Origin of the sequence: Draconibacterium mangrovi (assembly GCF_010586825.1) — a bacterium.
Classification (GTDB): domain Bacteria; phylum Bacteroidota; class Bacteroidia; order Bacteroidales; family Prolixibacteraceae; genus Draconibacterium; species Draconibacterium mangrovi.
Genome location: NZ_JAAAGB010000001.1, coordinates 284,946 through 303,775, shown reverse-complemented (window position 1 = coordinate 303,775; position 18,830 = coordinate 284,946). Strand labels below are relative to the sequence as shown.

At 35.9% G+C, this 18,830-nt stretch carries 16 protein-coding genes; all 16 read left to right on the top strand.

The features are described 5' to 3' along the window. Positions 1-20: 20 nt before the first annotated feature. The 16 genes from G4420_RS01225 (at position 21) to G4420_RS01150 (ending at position 18,768) form a co-directional block, all read left to right on the top strand. Entirely contained in the window at positions 21-1,397 is a 1,377-nt protein-coding gene (locus tag G4420_RS01225; protein ID WP_163321802.1) for a glycosyl hydrolase, read from the top strand. A 16-nt stretch (positions 1,398-1,413) separates the two neighbouring features. Next, a complete protein-coding gene (locus G4420_RS01220) occupies positions 1,414-2,508 on the top strand; it encodes a glycoside hydrolase family 26 protein (protein ID WP_262888294.1) in 1,095 nt (364 codons plus the stop codon). Between the two features lie 10 nt (positions 2,509-2,518). Continuing rightward, complete coding sequence (locus tag G4420_RS01215) at positions 2,519-3,712, top strand: glycoside hydrolase family 130 protein (RefSeq protein WP_163321800.1); 1,194 nt, start codon at positions 2,519-2,521, stop codon at positions 3,710-3,712. Between the two features lie 10 nt (positions 3,713-3,722). Further along, complete coding sequence (locus G4420_RS01210; RefSeq protein ID WP_246241509.1) at positions 3,723-4,961, top strand: AGE family epimerase/isomerase; 1,239 nt, start codon at positions 3,723-3,725, stop codon at positions 4,959-4,961. Continuing rightward, positions 4,945-6,327 (top strand): MFS transporter, encoded by a 1,383-nt coding sequence (locus G4420_RS01205; protein WP_163321799.1) that lies wholly within the window; start codon positions 4,945-4,947, stop codon positions 6,325-6,327. Before G4420_RS01210 ends, G4420_RS01205 begins: the two co-directional genes overlap by 17 nt. A gap of 103 nt (positions 6,328-6,430) precedes the next feature. Next, the gene (locus G4420_RS01200; RefSeq protein ID WP_163321798.1) at positions 6,431-8,617 is read left to right on the top strand and encodes an alpha-galactosidase; all 2,187 of its coding nucleotides are present in this window, start codon (positions 6,431-6,433) and stop codon (positions 8,615-8,617) included. A gap of 214 nt (positions 8,618-8,831) precedes the next feature. Beyond that, complete coding sequence (locus tag G4420_RS01195) at positions 8,832-9,710, top strand: helix-turn-helix domain-containing protein (RefSeq protein WP_163321797.1); 879 nt, start codon at positions 8,832-8,834, stop codon at positions 9,708-9,710. A 90-nt stretch (positions 9,711-9,800) separates the two neighbouring features. Continuing rightward, on the top strand, positions 9,801-10,385 hold the full coding sequence (locus tag G4420_RS01190) for a 5'-methylthioadenosine/S-adenosylhomocysteine nucleosidase family protein (RefSeq protein ID WP_163321796.1): 585 nt from the start codon (positions 9,801-9,803) through the stop codon (positions 10,383-10,385). Between the two features lie 201 nt (positions 10,386-10,586). Continuing rightward, positions 10,587-10,874, top strand: coding sequence for a hypothetical protein (locus G4420_RS01185; protein ID WP_163321795.1), 288 nt, complete (start codon positions 10,587-10,589; stop codon positions 10,872-10,874). A 158-nt stretch (positions 10,875-11,032) separates the two neighbouring features. Next, positions 11,033-12,247 carry a BT_3928 family protein gene (locus G4420_RS01180; protein WP_163321794.1) on the top strand — a complete coding sequence of 405 codons (1,215 nt, stop codon included), beginning with the start codon at positions 11,033-11,035 and terminating at the stop codon, positions 12,245-12,247. Between the two features lie 6 nt (positions 12,248-12,253). Continuing rightward, positions 12,254-12,586, top strand: coding sequence for a CGGC domain-containing protein (locus G4420_RS01175; protein WP_163321793.1), 333 nt, complete (start codon positions 12,254-12,256; stop codon positions 12,584-12,586). An 11-nt stretch (positions 12,587-12,597) separates the two neighbouring features. Then, positions 12,598-12,828 (top strand): DUF2798 domain-containing protein, encoded by a 231-nt coding sequence (locus G4420_RS01170; protein WP_163321792.1) that lies wholly within the window; start codon positions 12,598-12,600, stop codon positions 12,826-12,828. Between the two features lie 56 nt (positions 12,829-12,884). Next, on the top strand, positions 12,885-14,339 hold the full coding sequence (locus G4420_RS01165) for a pyridoxal phosphate-dependent decarboxylase family protein (protein WP_163321791.1): 1,455 nt from the start codon (positions 12,885-12,887) through the stop codon (positions 14,337-14,339). Between the two features lie 295 nt (positions 14,340-14,634). Continuing rightward, a complete protein-coding gene (locus G4420_RS01160; protein WP_163321790.1) occupies positions 14,635-15,222 on the top strand; it encodes an RNA polymerase sigma factor in 588 nt (195 codons plus the stop codon). 636 nt (positions 15,223-15,858) lie between these two features. Further along, complete coding sequence (locus G4420_RS01155; RefSeq protein WP_163321789.1) at positions 15,859-17,376, top strand: family 43 glycosylhydrolase; 1,518 nt, start codon at positions 15,859-15,861, stop codon at positions 17,374-17,376. Positions 17,377-17,766: 390 nt separating this feature from the next. Next, positions 17,767-18,768 (top strand): FecR family protein, encoded by a 1,002-nt coding sequence (locus G4420_RS01150; protein ID WP_163321788.1) that lies wholly within the window; start codon positions 17,767-17,769, stop codon positions 18,766-18,768. The last annotated feature ends 62 nt before the right edge of the window (positions 18,769-18,830 follow it).

Sequence of the window (18,830 nt, the reverse complement as noted above, 5' to 3'; positions counted from 1 at the left end):
ATCCTTAATCTGAATTTCTTATGAGTAGGTATTGTAGATTATTGTGTCTGATGGTATTGCTGTTTGGATGCGGCAAAGAAGAGGAAGAAGTTCCTGATGATGTTATTGCTCCCGAAGTGATGCAGTGTGTGCCTGAAGATGGGGCAACAGCTGTATCGGTGGAGACGAGTTTGGTTATAAAATACAGCGAGGAAATAAAGCTGGGGAAAGCATATAATATTACCTTGAATAATCAACATGTTGAGGCAAGTGTAGATGGAAGAGTGCTGACACTTAGTGCTGACATGGAGGAGAACACAGATTACATAGTTAACATTTCTGCAACTTCAATTCTTGATTTGGCTAATAATTATGCTAAGGCTTATGCATATAGTTTCTCAACAAAGCCTGAAATAATTGTGGAAATCAATCCAACACTTGCGGTAACCAATCCTTCGGCTCAGGCTGTTAACGTTTACAACTTTTTAAAGGAAAACTATGGTAATAAAATTATCTCTTCAACTATCGCAAATGTTAGTTGGAATACTAACGAAGCAGAATGGATTCACCAACATACCGGAAAATATCCTGCAATGCATACTTTCGACTACATTCATCTGCGATGGTCTCCGGCGAATTGGATTGATTATTCGGATACTGAAATTGTAGAGGACTGGTGGAATAATAATGGAATAGTTAGTGCCTGTTGGCATTGGAATGTTCCATCATATGATGGATCCAATGAATACACATCAACAACATCAGAAACAACTTTTAGTGCAGAAAATGCCTTGATGGAGGGCACATGGGAGAACAAAATTTTAAAGGCTGATCTCGATAAAATGGCAGGATATCTCAAATTGCTGCAAATCAAAGATATTCCTGTGGTATGGAGACCTCTACACGAAGCCGCAGGAAATATTTATGAGTACAATGGTGGCTCAGCCTGGTTTTGGTGGGGTGCAGATGGGGCAGAATCATTTAAACAGCTTTGGATATATATGTTTGATTATTTTGAGTTGCAGGGCTTGAATAATCTCATTTGGGTTTGGACCACACAAACCAAAGATGATGATTTTTATCCCGGGGATGAATATGTAGATATTATTGGACGTGATATTTATGATGTATCAGATGCTTCGAAAGTTTCATCCCAATTCATTTCTGTTCAGGCAAGATATCCAACCAAAATGGTCACTTTAAGTGAGTTTGGTAATGTTCCAACAATTTCGGAACAATGGAGTGCAGGTGCTAAATGGTCGTATTTTATGCCGTGGTACGATTACGAAAGAACAAATGATACATCGGAAGCAGACTTCGCCGGAACTGAGCATGTACACGCTAACGCTACCTGGTGGCAGAATGCATTTGAACAGAATTATGTCATTACACTTGATCAAATGCCAAGCTTAAAGTAATCACATCACATCAATTATGATAACGAAGAAAGAACGCATCTTGCTCTATATTTTAATATGCTTATTATATGGATGTCAGACAGTTCTCAAACGAGATACAACCAGAGAGAAATTAATCGATGATTTGAATGAAATTCAAGGAAAAGGAATATTGTTTGGACATCAGGATGATCTGGCTTACGGAGTTGGCTGGGAGTACATAGACGGCGAATCTGATGTTAAGCGACTTACAGGAGATTATCCGGCTTTATTTGGCTGGGAACTGGGAGGAATTGAACTCGGACGAAACGTAAATCTGGATAGTGTGCCGTTCTCGAAGATTCATGATTTTGTTGTATGGGTAAATGAACGGGGAGGAATCAATACTTTTAGCTGGCATCCGTATTCACCAATCGACTCCGTGGATTCGTGGCATGGAGACATGGTGGTTGTGAAACATATTTTACCGGGTGGAGATTTTCATCAGCAGTTTAATAACCAACTGGATATAATTGCAGCATTCTTTTTAGACCTGAAAGACAAATCTGGTTCATCAATTCCTTTCATTTTTCGCCCCTGGCACGAGATGGACGAAGCTTGGTTCTGGTGGGGATCCAATTCTTGTACTCCAGTTGAATTTCAGAAATTATTTCGCTACACCATCAGTTATTTACGAAATAAAGGACTAAATAATATGGTTGTTGCCTATTCGCCCGACTGTAATTTCGACTCGCAGGAAAAATATCTGCAGTGGTATCCGGGTGATGCTTATGTAGATATTTTAGGTATGGATAATTATCACGATTTGAAACAATCGGGTGGAGAGAAGAACGCAATAGATAAGCTACACATAGTTATTGAAGTAGCTAAAGAGAAAGGGAAACTGGCTGCGTTGACCGAAACCGGACTAGAGCTGGTAAACGATTCAACATGGTACTCAAAGAAACTAGGTGCTGTTCTGAGTGATTCGGTTGTAAAAGAAAATCTTAGTTATGTTATGTTATGGAGAAACGATTCAGAAAAGCACTTCTACTTTCCATTTCCCGGTCATCAGGCAGCTGCAGATGCGAAGGAACTTTTAAGTCAACCCAACATTTTACTCCTTAATGAATTTAATCAAATTAAAAAATAAACGATATACAATGAATAATACAGAAACCCTGTTTGATGAAAGGTTGAGATTGATTACACAAAAGCATAGAAACCTGATTGAAAGGAAAAACAATGCTTTGTTCAGCGATAATGGTGTCTATAATCGCCATGAATTTCCAATTCTTACCCGCGAACATGTCCCTTTGCACTGGCGTTACGATTTGAACAAAGAAACTAATCCCTATCTCATGGAACGTATTGGCTTTAATGCGACGTTCAATTCCGGGGCAATTAAATTCAACGATAAATATGTTTTACTTGTGCGTGTAGAAGGTAATGACCGTAAATCATTTTTTGCAGTGGCAGAAAGCCCAAATGGCATTGATAATTTCAAGTTTTGGGAGAGACCTGTTACGCTCCCTCAAACAGAAGAACCCGATGTAAATGTGTATGATATGCGGTTGACCCAGCATGATGATGGATGGATTTATGGCGTGTTCTGCACCGAGCGAAAAGACCCGACTGCACCAGAAGGTGATACTTCTGGTGCGATAGCTGCTGCAGGTATTGTCCGTACACGGGACTTGGTCAAATGGGAACGTTTGCCGGATCTGATTTCTACCAGTGGTCAACAGCGTAATGTGGTTCTATTTCCGCACCTGATTGGAGGCAAATATGCTTTTTATACCCGCCCTCAGGATGGTTTTATTGATACCGGTAAAGGAGGTGGAATTGGATTTGGGATGTGTGATTATATAGAGAAACCAGAGGTACTGGAGGAAGTTATCGTTGATGCAAAAAGTTATCATACGGTTTACGAGGTTAAAAACGGATTGGGGCCTGCACCGATTCGCACAGAATACGGTTGGTTACAACTAGCACATGGGGTACGTAATACAGCTGCAGGGTTACGATACACACTGTATATGTTTATGACCGATTTGGAACGTCCGTGGATAATTACACATAAACCGCACGGACATCTTATCGCACCTCTCAAGAACGAGCGTGTTGGTGATGTGTCGAATGTTGTCTTCTCAAATGGATGGATAATGGACGAAAATGGGAAAGTGTTTATTTATTATGCATCGTCTGATACTCGTATGCATGTGGCAACAACAACGGTTGAAAAGTTGGTTGATTATTGCGTGAATTCGCCCCAGGATAAACTTCATTCGCATTTTTCAGTTCAAACTATCAATGATCTGGTGAACAGAAATCACGACTTTATGAATTTAGTTTAATGGAGTTGTAATGAAGATAAAATTGAAAGATAAGAGACAGCAACTGCAGCTTATGCTACCAGAGCTTAAGAATGAGTTGTCCCAGATTCTCGATTTTTGGAGCACCAAAGCTGTGGATGCGGAACATGGCGGCTTTGTTGGGCAAATTAATTCTGCCGGAGAAGTTATTTCCGGGGCAGGTAAAGGGGCCGTGTTAAACACCCGGCTACTCTGGACCTTTTCAGCAGCTTTCCGCAATTATGGAGAGCAGACATACCTGAAAATGGCTGATCGTGCATACGACTATTTGGTGCATTATTTTTGGGATAAGGAAAATAGTGGTTTGTATTGGGAGTGTGATTACCTTGGGAATCCATTAAATACACGTAAACAGGCTTATGTACAGGGGTTTGGTATATATGCATTTTCAGAATATTATTTAGTAACAGGCAAGGAGGAAAGCCTTGAATATGCGTTAAGCTTGTTTGATTTGCTGGAAAGTAAGTTTAAAGATTTCGAATTTGAAGGTTATCTTGAAGCGTTAAGTCGCAACTTTCAACCTCTGAAGGATATGCGTCTGAGTCCTAAAGATGCGAATTTTCCCAAGTCAATGAATACACATTTGCATATTTTGGAACCATACACGAATCTTTACAAAGCCTGGCCTAATCAGCATTTAAAAGAACGTATTCTGGTTTTGTTAAATCTGTTTCATAACCAAATTATTGATCGGGAAACAGGCCATTTCAATCTGTTTTTTGATATGGACTGGACAGTTCAATCAAACATTGTTTCTTACGGGCATGATATTGAAGGAGCCTGGTTGTTGAACGAAGCCGCTATTGAAACAAAGGATGTTGCTGCTATTCAGTCTGTTCGGAAATCAGCACTTCGGTTAGTTGATATTACACTGGATGAAGGAACTGATACGGATGGATCCGTTTGGTATGAGAAAGAAGGAGATCATATTGATAAAGATCGCCATTGGTGGGTGCAGGCCGAAGCAATGGTTGGACTTATGGATGCGTGGGAGATTTGCAGTGATGAACGGTATATTCAGAACCTGACAAGGATTTGGGAATACATTAAAAAGAACTTGCTGGATACTAAAAATGGAGAGTGGTTTTGGAGTATAAACAATGGCGGACTTCCAAATTTGAAGGAAGATAAAGCTGGATTCTGGAAATGCCCTTATCACAATAGCCGTGCCTTGATTGAACTAATAAAACGGATCTCAAAATTGGAGATAAAAAATGACAGAAGCTCTTAAACTTAAAGAAAAAGTCGCTTACGGTTTCGGAGATTTTGCCTCTTCTATGTTTTGGAAGATATTTTCGATGTTTTTAATGTATTATTATACCGACATCGTTAATCTTACTCCTCAAAGCGTTGGGACCATGCTATTACTGACCCGTTTATGGGATGGTATTAATGACCCACTTATGGGAATTATTGCCGACCGGACAAAAACTAAACATGGGAAATTTAGACCATTTCTTTTATGGGGGGCTATCCCTTTTGGTCTAATTGGAATTATTACTTTTTCCATGCCAGACTTAGGATCAGGTGGAAAGTTGATTTATGCTTACATTACATACACAATGATGATGATGGTGTATACTGTTGTGAATGTACCTTATTCTTCACTACTGGGTGTGATGACAGACAAACCGAAAGAAAGAACGAGTTTGTCATCGTTTAGGTTCATCGGTGCTTATGCCGGAGGTATGGTAATGACAGCCTCTATTCCTCATCTGTTACAATTCTTCAACTCTTTGGAATTATCAGATGCCCGTAGTTTTCAGTTGTCGGTAATAATTTATGCAATTATAGCCGCTTTTTTCTTCATCATGACTTATGCCTGGACAAAGGAGCGTTTGAAACCCGTTAGTGAAAAAGTTGCCATTAAGAGCGATTTAAAGGATTTAGCGAAGAACGGACAATGGTTTATCATGCTGGGAGCTTGCATTTCTGTACTCATATTTAACTCGCTACGCGATGGCAGTATTCAGTATTATTTTAAGTACTATATACAGGATCAGAATCTGCCCTTATTAGGCGAGGTTGCGTGGGAGAAATTATCCGGTGCTTATATGACTGTGTGGCTAGGAAGTAATATGCTTGGAGTATTATTTGCAAATCCGGCATCCATTTCTCTAGGGAAAAGAAATGCTTTTATTTATGCGATGCTATTGGCAGCAGCACTAAGTGCAGTGCTCTTCTTTTTGAAGCCCGAGCAAATACTGCTGATTTTTATATTGAATTTATTAATCGGCTTAGCAGCGGGCATTGTTTTACCTCTGATTTGGAGTATGTATGCTGATATATCTGATTATTCTGAATACAAAACTGGTCGTCGTGCTACCGGTTTGATATTTTCGTCGTCCAGCATGTCACAGAAAATGGGATGGACATTGGGAGGCGCAATCACCGGATGGATACTAGCTGCTTATGGTTTTGAAGCGAACACGGTTCAATCTAAAGAATCAATTACCGGAATACGGATGTTGATCAGTATATACCCGGCAATAGGTGCAGGAGTTGCTGTTTTATTTCTTATGGCTTATCGTTTGAGTGATAAGTTTATGGAAAAGATTACCCTTGAACTTCGGGAAATGAGAAAAACTAAGAATTAAAAATACACAAATGAAACGAGCATAATTAAGTGCCTCTTTCTTTAGAGGAGCGTGCTTATGCGAGTTATATGAGTCACCTTTTAAAGTTATTAAATTTAAACTAATGAAAAAGATACAATTATTAGCGCTTGGCCTTTTGCTTTCTGTTGTAATGTTTGCAGCAGAAGGAGATTTGTTAATTTCTACAGAAAATACATCTTTGGTGCTATCCGCACGTGTTGGAGAGGAGTTGCAATTCATTTACTATGGAGAAAAGATATCCTTAAATGAAGTTTCACAGATTTATGACACAGGAGTTGCAGCCAATCGTCCTGCTTACCCTGTATTCGGTATTGAGTGTTCATCAGAATCAGCATTGCAGGTGCAACATGCTGATGGTAACTTATCGTTGGATATGGTTATTTCTGACATAAATGAAACAGAAAGTGACGAAGCTACCTTTACAGGAATTACAATGAGAGACAAGATATACCCTTTTGAAATTAAGGTTGTATATAAATCATATAAGAACTCTGATATTATTGAAACCTGGAGTGAAATAATGCACAACGAGAAGGGGGATGTGAAATTACAGCAATTTGCATCTGCCTATCTACCCATTCGTAAAAACGATGTATGGATTTCTCATTTATATGGTTCCTGGGCAAATGAAAGCAGAGTGGTAACGGAGCCACTACAACCAGGCATGAAAGTAATTAAAAATAAAGATGGTGTGCGCAATTCACATACTGATCATGCGGAGGTAATGATCTCTCTAAATGGTAAGCCACAGGAACAGGAAGGTCAGGTAATTGGCGCTGCACTATGTTGGGGAGGTAATTTCCGCCTTCGTTTTGACACCGATGACAGCAATTATCACTCATTTTTTGCAGGTATTAACGAAGATGCTTCAGAATACACACTGGAAGCAAATGAAGTTTTTGTTACACCTGAACTGGCTTTAACATATAGTGATGAAGGTATTGGGGGCGTAAGTCGAAATTTTCATGAATGGGCGAGAAATGGAAAAATTCATGGAGGCAAGCAAAAGAGAGATATCTTGTTGAATAGTTGGGAAGGCGTTTATTTCGATATCAGCGAGCAAGGTATGGAACAGATGATGGAGGATATTGCAGATATGGGAGGCGAGCTTTTTGTGATGGATGATGGTTGGTTTGGAGACAAATATCAACGAAACAGCGATAACTCGTCGTTAGGAGATTGGGTTGTAGATGAGAATAAATTACCTAACGGAATTGATGCATTGGTGCAAAGTTCAGAAAAAAACGGTATAAAATTCGGAATATGGGTTGAGCCGGAAATGACAAATACGGTAAGTGAGCTTTACGAAAAGCATCCAGACTGGATTATTTGTCAGCCAAATCGTGAACCCCGGCCCGGTCGTGGAGGAACTCAATTGGTGCTCGACCTATCAAATCCGCAAGTACAGGATTTTATATACACAACTATCGACAACCTGATGACCCGTAATCCGGACATTGCTTACATAAAATGGGATGCTAATATGAATATTGCCAATTATGGTTCCTCCTATTTACCAGCCGGTAAACAATCCCATCTTTATATTGACTACCATAGGGGATTTAGAAAAATAATGGAAAGAATCCGGGCTAAATATCCCGACCTAGTAATACAAGCCTGTGCCAGCGGAGGAGGACGTGCAAATTATGGAGTATTGCCTAATTTCGATGAATTTTGGGTAAGTGATAATACGGAAGCCCTGCAAAGAATATATATGCAGTGGGGAGTGTCCTATTTCTACCCAGCCGTTGCAATGGCCTCTCATGTTGGTTCTTCTCCTAATCATCAAACAGGACGAATAATGCCTCTAAAATTTCGTTTTGATGTGGCGATGACAGGACGTTTGGGAATGGAGATGCAACCCAAAGATATGACAAATGAAGAAAGGGAATTTTCCAGGGAAGCAATCAATACTTATAAAGAAATTCGTCCGGTTATCCAGCAGGGAGATTTGTACCGTTTGATCTCTCCATACGATGATAAAGGCGTTGCCTCTCTTATGTATTGCACTCCAGAGAAAGACCGTGCTGTATTTTTTGCATTTAAAATTGAACATTATCATGGTCAAGTAATTCCTCGTTTTCGCATGTCGGGTTTGGACAAAAACAAAAGATATAGAATAGTGGAAATAAATAAGGACGATAAAGAAATCCTTTCCGTAGACGGGAAAGTATTTAGCGGCAATCTGTTGATGGAATTGGGACTAGAGCTACCACTAGTAAACGAGTACTCAAGCCGTGTTCTTCAACTTGAAGAAGTAAATGAATGATAATAAAGTATCTCTTTTCTTTTTTGTCGAACATTGGACCAACTTGATGTAAGCGTCAAAACATATAATTAGTGTGCTTAGTTGAAATGATAATTCTTTTAGCGAGAAGCCATGCTCTTGATTGACCGGTAAGAGATTATTTAAAAGTAGTATTTATTAAAGTCGTCAAGGAAGAGAAAATACTATTTTTGTTTTCTATTGAAATAACTCATTTATGTCTGAGCTCGAGATACAAAAATATCATCTCCATAAAGATGAACCTGATAAGCTACAGTTTGAGATATTCCCGTTAAAGGAGTATCTCATTCAAAAAGCTCATAATACACAAAAACCGCACGTTCATAGTTTCTATCAGGTGGTCTGGTTTATGAAAGGAACGGGGAAACACTATGTGGATTTTAACGAATATGATATCAAAGACAATTCACTATTCTTTATCTCAAAAGGTCAGATACATCATTTTGATGACAACTATCAGGAAGGTTGTATCCTTCATTTTAATGAGTCGTTTATGGCCTACAATGAGAACTTTACTGATGTATTCCTAAAACATAATATCTTTCATTCCTTTGAGAAAGAACCCGTATTTAGAATAAAGGAATCAGACAGTAATGAACTTCATAATATCGTAAATCAAATTCAAACTGAAATGTGGACCCCAAACCAGTTTGCTCATAGCGATTATCTTAAAGTACTTCTACACCTGTTTCTTATAGTTACTCAGCGGTTTGGAATAAGAAATAACTGCAGTGCCCTTACAATGAATAATCCTTCGCATATTTTGTTTGTGAATTTCAGAAAACTCCTGGAAGAAAACTTTCATAAAATTCATACCGTTGCAGAATATGCCGGATTGCTAAATGTATCAACTAAAACACTGACCAACTGCACAAAAGAAATTTCTCATCAAACTCCGTTGGAGATTATTAATGAACGCTTAATTCTTGAGGCCAAAAGGTTATTGTCATATTCCGAGAGAAATGTAAATGAAGTAGCATTTGAATTGGGTTTTGAAGACCCCTCATATTTTGTCAAATTTTTCAAAAGACACGTAAAGATGTCTCCTCGGGAGTTTAAAGTGAACATTGCCTAAATTTACCATTTTATTTCCCAAATCTACCCTTCGTAATTTTTCATATTATTTAAGCTTTGTCAACTTTTAAACAATGTTTAAATAAGACATATGAAAACCATTTTTATTACACACGCAGTAAAAGAAGAGTTCATTCCTATTGGGGCTGCAAATTCTGCAATCAAGCACATATATACCGGTGTAGGAAAAACAAAATCAGCACATATCTTAACAAAGAATATTTGTCAATTAAAACCTGATTTAGTTCTTAACATAGGCACAGCCGGAACTTTAAAGCATCAAATTGGGGATATCTTTATCTCTACCCATTTTATTGATAGAGATTACGAAACTATCAGGTTACCTGGTTTAGAATTTGAAATTGACGGCCAAGATTTATTTCACAAGAACCTTCCTATAAAAAAATGGATTGACAAATACGAGAAAAAAGGTATCTGCAACACCGGAGATTCATTTGTTACCAATGCAGAAAAAATAAATGGGGATATTATTGATATGGAAGCCTACACTCAAGCTTTTGTATGTAAAGAATTTAAAATTCCTTTTATATCTGTGAAATATATTACTGATATTATTGGTCAAAACTCTGTTGAACTTTGGGAAAGCAAACTTAAAGATGCCAGAAATAGTTTAGAAAAATGGTTTGACGAGAACAAATTATTATCACTCATATAATATTCCTCTTCATTAAATCAGCAGCTGTTATCTTCTCAATCTTTAAGATAGTACATCTAAAAACTGCACCTAATACCTGCCAATAATTAGCATTTCCCAAATTTACCATTTTGATTCTCTTTTGTACACCACCACTCTAGTCAGGATACAACATCTTTGCAGTGTCAGTAATTAATAACAAAACAATTAAAATTTAAAAAAATGGCAAAAGCTTTTTTAGAAATCACAATGTATGTGAGTAACACAAACAGGCCAACAGCAGCTGGAGTTTACAACAAATACAAACAACCTTTTTTAAATGAAATCAAAGGTGCAACATCAAAGGATTTGCTAATTCGTGATGAAGATGTTCAAGTGCTTCATGGTTTCGAATCAGTAGAAGATGCAAATGCTTATTTGAAAACAGATATTTTTAATAATGATGTTGTAAAAGAATTATCTCCACTGTTTGACAAAGCACCTGAAATCAAAATTTACGAGGTTGCTTAATTTGCAAGAGATTAGGTAATAGAAATAAAACTGACTTAAAAGTTCTTACAGGGGTAATTTTCTTTAGTCTGATTATTAATATCACCTACTTCTAAATAATAAAGCCTTTGGGATATTCTCAAAGGCTTTTATTACATGAATCGTGGTTGTAACAGAGTATGCAAAATACAGTTGGCGGTAATAATCAAAACATTGAAGTTAAAAACATGGATATATCAAATAAACTAATTAAGTGGGGCGCTTATAGTTCAAGGATTATAGCCGGACTCACATTTACTTTTTCAGGCTTTGTAAAAGCAGTTGATCCATTAGGTTCAACCTACAAATTCATCGATTATTTTAATGCATTTCACATGCCTTGGTTATGCAATTTTGCATTTCCTCTAGCTATTCTATTAGCGAGTTTAGAATTCCTAATTGGCATTTCACTATTGACATTTATTCAACATAGGTTAGCCAATTGGGGAGCAATGTTGTTTATGTTGATTTTCACACCACTTACACTATGGTTAGCAATTTCCAATCCGGTTCATGACTGTGGATGTTTTGGTGATGCATTAGTACTTACAAATTGGCAAACATTTTTTAAAAATGTTATTCTAATTACACTAGTTTCATTCTCTTTTCTATTTAGAGACAAGATAAAAATCTGGTTAAAACCCAAAATGGAATGGACAGCTTCAATTGCTGTAGTTATTACTATAAGCAGCTTCTCAATTTATAATTATCAACACCTGCCAATAATGGACTTTCGTCCTTACAAAATTGGCACAAATATACCAAAGAGTATGGAATTTCCGGAGGGTGCACCAAGTGATATTTATGAACAGTACTATACAATAAAAGACACATTGAGTGGAAAGGAAATTTCAATAGAAAGTTCTGTGTATGCAAAAGATTCTACCTATTGGTATAGTGGTTCAAAATGGAAATTCATCAGTGCGTCAGAGCTCAAATTAGTAAAAAAGGGATACGAAATTCCAATAACTGATTTTATGATTCTCTCTAAAGATGATACTGATATAAAAGAAGAAGTTCTTTCTGACCAAGGATATTATTTTCTGATTGTAGCTTATGATTTGCATCAAACTAAAACTAAAAATATGCAAAACATTAATCGCTTTTATGATAATGTACAAAAAGATAATCAGAAACTTATTGGTTTATCTTCAGCATTTACAGATGAAATGGAAACATTCAAGTCTAAATGGAATATCAAATATGATTTCTGTTTTGTTGACCAAATTCCATTAAAAACAATAGTTAGAGCAAATCCTGGATTAGTACTTCTTCACAAGGGAACAATCTTAGCAAAATGGAATTGCAACGACCTCCCGGATTATCAATGGGTAAAAGAAAAATACTTCAACTAAAAGTAGATGAGAAGAATTGGAATTATTCGTTGTCAACAAACTGAAGACATGTGTCCTGCTACGGCCTGTATTATTGCTGCAAGTAAAGGGAAAATAGCATTTTCCGGTTATGGTGAGTGTCAAATTATTGGAATAGTAACATGCGGTGGATGTCCCGGTAAAAAGACGATCTCTCGTGCAAAAATGTTAGTTGACAGAGGCGCTGAAATAATTGCCATTGCATCATGTATTTCCAGAGGTAATCCAATAGATTTTGCCTGTCCTAATGCAGAGAAAATAAAGGATAGTATATCAAAAACGCTTGGCAATAATATAACAATTCTGGATTATACACACTAAATAAAAGTTAAATGAAGATTCAAAGAAAGCATGAGATGAAAGTTGTTCTGGTCATTATGGTTCTGATTATGACATCAGTTGTTACTTTCATAGGAACTATAAAAAGTATGGGATTCTCCTACGATTTCGTAACAACATGGTTAAATTCCTGGTTCTTTTCCTATATAGTTGCATTACCAGTCGTAATGGTTGTTATGCCTCTCACAAAAAAAACAGTGGCCAAATATGTTGTTGATAAATGATTAACATTCAGAATACTTATTAACCTACAACTAGTATTAACATTGATAATATTGATATGAACTCAGATATATTAGCTAAAGCATTTGATGCTAACAACTTTAAGGAAACCGGACTCAATTTAATTGGACACCTGACAAATATCTTTGAAACTGCCAGTCAAAGAAATGTGATTCCTTATAAAACGCCAGAGGAACAATACGCATACTGGAAAAACAGCTTTAAAGAACAAAGCGAGCCTTTGGATTTCTTTAAGGATGTTATAGAAAAATCAATTTTATATCATCATCCTCATTATATGGGTCATCAGACAGCCGTTCCTGCGCTTCCAAGCGTTTTGGCCTCACTTGTTATTGACTTTTTAAGTAACGGAATGGGTGTTTATGAAGTTGGAATGGTTGGAAATACATTAGAAAGAGTTGTATGCGAACATCTGTGCGATAAACTTGATATGGGTAATAATGCCGGAGGCTTTGTTACCTCGGGTGGTACACTTGGCACATTAACCGCAATTCTTACGGCAAAATCACATTACCTCTATCACGTTAGTAAAGGAGATATAGATACCGATAAACTATGCATTATAACCTCAGACCAATCGCATTATTGTATTGAACGAGCAGCAATAACAATGGGATTAAGTAAGGAAAGGATAATAAAAGTACCTGCCGATGAGAACTATAAAATGAATCCTGATACGCTAATAAGGTATTATAACAAAGCTGTATCAGAAGGTTATCAGGTATTCTGTATTGTTGCCTCTGCACCTTCTACTTCAACTGGAACTTACGATGACTTAGAAACTATCGGTAAGTTCTGTAAATCCAAAGGGGTTTGGTTTCATGCAGATGGTGCTCATGGTGCACCTGCCATTTTTTCAAAAAAGTATAAACATTTGTTAAATGGCAGTAAATATGCAGATTCGATAGTTCTGGATTTTCATAAAATGATGTTAACACCAAGCATATCTACTGCTGTTTTATTAAAAGACAGAACATTAGCCTTTGAAACATTCAGGCAAGAGGCTGAATATTTATGGGAAAAACAAAATTTCGAATGGCAACATGGTGGAAAAAGTACTTACGAGTGTACTAAAAGTATGACCGTTTTAAAAGTATATACCCTATTTAAACAGTTTGGAGATAAAATATTTGAAGATTTTGTTGATTATCAGTATGATTTAACAAAAGAATTTGCCCGACTTATTAATAGCCATCCAAAATTTGACACGGCTCATCAACCAGATTCAAATATTTTGTGCTTTAGATATGTTGATTGTGATAATCCCAATGAATTAAATGCACTGATGCGTCAGAAACTGATTAACGATGGAACCTTTTACATTGTGCAAACAGCTTTAAAAGGAGAAACTTATTTAAGAGTTACATTATTAAATCCCAGAACAAGGGCAAATCATATTCATAAGCTACTTGAAACACTTGAAGAACTTGCGGAAGAGATAAAAAAGACAAAGAAAACAGATGTAATGGGTTCAGAATTATTACCAGATTGATAATTGATGTGCTCTTTTTAATAGAGAATGATTTCTTTTATGGACTTGAGCAACTCTAGAACTAAACGAAGGTGTTTGGAATTGAAAATAATTTAGGATTTTTTGTAGCCGTGATTATACTATGTCTGAATTCAGGAGTAGAGATTATGTAATTTTCTTTTTAATGTATTTCAGATGAAAGGCATCAGCGTATGAAGGAAAAACTCAATTAATATAAATGTATAAAACTTTAAATAAATATACCTTACTTTACACGACCGGAATTTTATTAGAAACTAACTAATTTTTCTTTCTAATGAATCAATATGACAATATATCTGATCATGAACTTGTAATCCTAATCAAAAGAGAAGAAGAAAAGGCCTTTCAAGAGCTTTTTAAAAGATACGCACCAAGGATATTTAAATTTGCCCATTCATATTTGAAAAGTAAAAATGATGCAGACGAATTGGTTCAAATAATTTTCATAAAGATATGGGAAAAAAGAAAATTGATCGATATATCACAAAATATCAAATCTTTTATTTTTAAAGTATCAGTAAATGCCATTTACGATTTTATGAGACAACGAAAGTTGAAATATACCTTTCCAGATTACATTCTAAACAATCAGGAAGATTCTGAAAATCAAACATGGAATTCAATCATTTACAATGAAACGGAACAGAAGCTTTTTAATTTAGTGAATGAGTTACCTCAAAAGCAACAAGAAATTTTTAAACTTAGTAAAATAGAAGGATTAACAAACGATGAAATTGCAAAACAAACTGGACTTTCAAAAAGAACTGTCGAAAATCACTTATATCGTGCAATTGCCTTTCTAAAAAGGAATTTTGAAGCAAATCCTTTAATCGCACTTCTATTTTACCTAACGTTTAGGTAAAGTTATTATTAATTATTGAAGGATGTTACGATAGTAGTCACAGCATCGGTTTAATTTCAATTTTTATGTTTATTTGAATTGTGTTGTTATTTGTTAGAAGTGAAATACAGCATTCGATAAATTATTATTAAAATATTTTTCCTTCGCTTATACAGAATTATCCTGAACCAATTGAAGTTTGATAACGGATCGAACAACGAATCAAGATATTATTCTGCATAATAAAGATGTATTTATCAAACATCATGCTTATTGTATAATCTCGATCTTCTAAAAATGTCTTTGTTTGATGTACTCCGTGGCTTTCCCACTATTCATTGTACATACAGCTCCATCTTCTATTCAAAAAATATTATGACTTCTCTATTGTTACAAATTCTAAGGACAATAGATGCTTCAGATTACAAAAAAAAAAGAAAAGTCACTGAGTAAATAAAGTGATCAAAACGTATTACTTATCAGTTGCGAATAAATTGGAAATTGAACCAAATGATATTTGAGATTTGAAAATAATATTTGAAGCTGTATTTACATGAATAAAGTTGGATGTAAATCTAATGATTTTAAATACAGTTAAATATTTCATTGAATAAACCTTTGCTTCAATTTATATTTCACATTAACTAAAATAATATTATGAATCAAAAATTAATCTTTGTTTTGTTTGTTTGTGCAAGCTTTATGACCTTTTTATCATGTGCGCAGAACCTTGAAGTTAATAGGTCGTCTCGTTATTGTAATCCCCTACCTATGATATTGGGACCAGGAGGAAATGCGGCTGGGGACGTTACTGTTATTAGAGAAAATGGAACTTATTATATGTATTGTACCGGTGGTGGTGCATGGTATTCTAAGGATATGATGAACTGGTCATTTCAGACAGTCGCTAACGTTCCAGTGGCACCTGATGTAACAAAATATAATGGGAAATTCTATATGTGTGGGAATGATTGTCCTTTATACATTGCAGATGATCCATTGGGACCATTTACAGTGCTTGGAGATTGGAAAAATACTCCAGACGTTGCTGGAGGCTGGAACGGTGCATTTGATGTAGATATTTTTATAGATGATGATAATAAACCATATTTGTACTATTCAGGAAAAGGAGTTAGCGGTATTTATGTTGTAGAACTAGACCCTAACGACCTCACAAGTTTCTCAAGTCCGGTTAAACATCTCATCGAATTTAATAATGAGCATGTTTGGGAACGTTACGGAGAATCAAACGAGTACCCAGATGTGGCGTGGATTGAAGGTCCATGGATGCAAAAACACAATGGAATCTACTATCTTCAATACTCGGCTTCTGGGACGCAATGGAAAACTTATGCTTCTGGCTATTATACCTCAAAATCTCCAACAGGGCCATTTACTTATGCTCCAAATAATCCGTTACTAAGAAAAACAGAAGGTCTTGTAACAGGTACAGCTCATGGTAGTATTGTTGAGGGACCTGATGGAAATTTATGGCAGTTTTATACCATTGTATTGTCTGATCCTCCAGGAGGAAGGCGGATTGGTATGGATAGAATTGTTTTTGATGAAAATGGTAATATGTCTGTAAAAATCACTGATACTCCTCAATGGGCTCCGGATTTTAAAACGGATTCTCAAAAAGAAGATTGTGGTTCTTTGCCACTTACTATCAATAAAGTGAATGCATGGAATGCTCTTTCTAAATTTTCTTCGGAACAAGATGGTCGATATGCTTCATATGCCGTTGATAATTTCAGTGGAACATGGTGGGAACCGAAGCCTAACGACGTCGAACCAAGTATCACAATTGAACTATCTCCCGCAACAGAATTCGATGTTGTGCAATTATTTACAATTGATGGTCTGCGATTAATGTTTAATCAGGATTGGCGAACCATCGAACGCTTACGAGAGGATCCTCCATCTTATATCTATCAATATAAAATTGAGGTGTCTTTGGATGGGAAAAACTATCTCACTGCTTTTGATCAAACTAGTAATAATATATCCAAGAATACTATTTATGAAGAAATACCCCCAATTGAATGTAGATTTGTTCGTTTAACAATAACAGATTGGCCTAAAACATCACCACTTAAGCTTAATGAGTTTACAATTTTTGGTAAAGCCTCAGGATTCTTGCCAGCTCAGGAATCAATTCCAGGAAAACAATAGAACTTTACAACAGAAAAAGAGAGTTAACATGAATTCGAATGTGAGTACCCCCGCTCTAGAGAATTGTTAGTGGAACCTTATGGATGTGTTCCATATAGTTTAGTTTTGGTTAGAGGAGACCATCTCATATGAGATGGTCTCATTTTTTTATACCAATTGAATCAGAGTGTCATATAATTAATATCAATTCATCTTATCTTTTGTTCATATCGGGTAACGGAAAAACAAAATTCGTAAATTGAAGATTAAGCATTTCTATTAATGAATTTACGCAAAAGATGGTTGCCGATATTCCATGTAATTATCATATTGGATAATTACATAGAAAAATTCCTGAATGAAACTGAGTAAAATTAGAAGTGAAAACGTATAACAATAAACATGGAGAGAATGAAGGATCATATCAAAAGTATACTTGATAAGGGGAGAGCGAGAGATTGTAATTTTGAAGATGTAAGGAAGATGTTTAATCTCTTTCTTGAGCCAGAAAAAGAGTTTGATATAAAACAAAAGTTGTTTAACGATCTATTATCGGAGCCTTATACTTCTGCGGAAGAAAATCTGGAATTTGAAAGTCTTTACAGAAAAACTTGGAGTAGAATTAAGAAACAAGAACGCAAATACCGATACTTTAATTTCACAAGCAATATTCCCAAAATTGCCGCAGTCTTAATTATTGGCTTAATCACAGGTGTTATGATCTATTATTTTTATAATAATCAAATAAACAATCCGATTTATTATTCAGTTCATGCTCCAAGAGGTTCAATTTCAGAAGCTGTGCTCCCCGATAGCTCGCTTATTATCTTGAACTCAGATTCTAGAATTAGATATAGTATTAATGGAGAAAGCGGAATTCGTGAGGTGTTTCTCGAAGGAGAGGCATGGTTTGATGTTGCAAAAAACAGAAAGAAGCCCTTTGTTGTCCATACTCCATTCTATGATGTAAATGTAGTTGGGACCCAGTTTAATGTTAAGGCCTATGATAGTGATAAGTATATTACAACGACTCTGGAAGAAGGTCAAATAGTTCTTGAGTCAACGGGTGATTATAAGTTTGCAGAGGATGTAGTTATGAAACCAGGGGAGCAAGCTGTATTAAGCAAGGATTTGAAAGAATTAACGATTAAAGAAGTTAATCCGAAGTGGTACACCTCGTGGAAGGATAATAAAATCATATTTGTAAATATGAATTTAAGTGATCTGGTAATTCTTCTTGAGAGGAAATATGGGGTGGATATTGAAGTTAAGAGCCAACAGATACTTAATCTACATTTTGATGGAATTATTAAGAATGAATCAATAATTGAGGTTCTAGAGATTATTAAAAGTACACTACCTATTAATTATCGAATTGTGGGACAAAAAATTGAAATTACCAGTAAAAACTAAAACTTAAATTTAATGGGAGGAAATTATTATGCGATGAACTAAAACTTAAAAAAGAAGCCGAA

Bases quoted from the DNA above. Each gene is read 5' to 3' on its own strand.
- G4420_RS01225 (WP_163321802.1), top strand. From the start codon at position 21: ATGAGTAGGTATTGTAGATTATTGTGTCTGATGGTATTGCTGTTTGGA.
- G4420_RS01220 (WP_262888294.1), top strand. From the start codon at position 1,414: ATGATAACGAAGAAAGAACGCATCTTGCTCTATATTTTAATATGCTTA.
- G4420_RS01215 (WP_163321800.1), top strand. From the start codon at position 2,519: ATGAATAATACAGAAACCCTGTTTGATGAAAGGTTGAGATTGATTACA.
- G4420_RS01210 (WP_246241509.1), top strand. From the start codon at position 3,723: ATGAAGATAAAATTGAAAGATAAGAGACAGCAACTGCAGCTTATGCTA.
- G4420_RS01205 (WP_163321799.1), top strand. From the start codon at position 4,945: ATGACAGAAGCTCTTAAACTTAAAGAAAAAGTCGCTTACGGTTTCGGA.
- G4420_RS01200 (WP_163321798.1), top strand. From the start codon at position 6,431: ATGAAAAAGATACAATTATTAGCGCTTGGCCTTTTGCTTTCTGTTGTA.
- G4420_RS01195 (WP_163321797.1), top strand. From the start codon at position 8,832: ATGTCTGAGCTCGAGATACAAAAATATCATCTCCATAAAGATGAACCT.
- G4420_RS01190 (WP_163321796.1), top strand. From the start codon at position 9,801: ATGAAAACCATTTTTATTACACACGCAGTAAAAGAAGAGTTCATTCCT.
- G4420_RS01185 (WP_163321795.1), top strand. From the start codon at position 10,587: ATGGCAAAAGCTTTTTTAGAAATCACAATGTATGTGAGTAACACAAAC.
- G4420_RS01180 (WP_163321794.1), top strand. From the start codon at position 11,033: ATGCAAAATACAGTTGGCGGTAATAATCAAAACATTGAAGTTAAAAAC.
- G4420_RS01175 (WP_163321793.1), top strand. From the start codon at position 12,254: ATGAGAAGAATTGGAATTATTCGTTGTCAACAAACTGAAGACATGTGT.
- G4420_RS01170 (WP_163321792.1), top strand. From the start codon at position 12,598: ATGAAGATTCAAAGAAAGCATGAGATGAAAGTTGTTCTGGTCATTATG.
- G4420_RS01165 (WP_163321791.1), top strand. From the start codon at position 12,885: ATGAACTCAGATATATTAGCTAAAGCATTTGATGCTAACAACTTTAAG.
- G4420_RS01160 (WP_163321790.1), top strand. From the start codon at position 14,635: ATGAATCAATATGACAATATATCTGATCATGAACTTGTAATCCTAATC.
- G4420_RS01155 (WP_163321789.1), top strand. From the start codon at position 15,859: ATGAATCAAAAATTAATCTTTGTTTTGTTTGTTTGTGCAAGCTTTATG.
- G4420_RS01150 (WP_163321788.1), top strand. From the start codon at position 17,767: ATGAAGGATCATATCAAAAGTATACTTGATAAGGGGAGAGCGAGAGAT.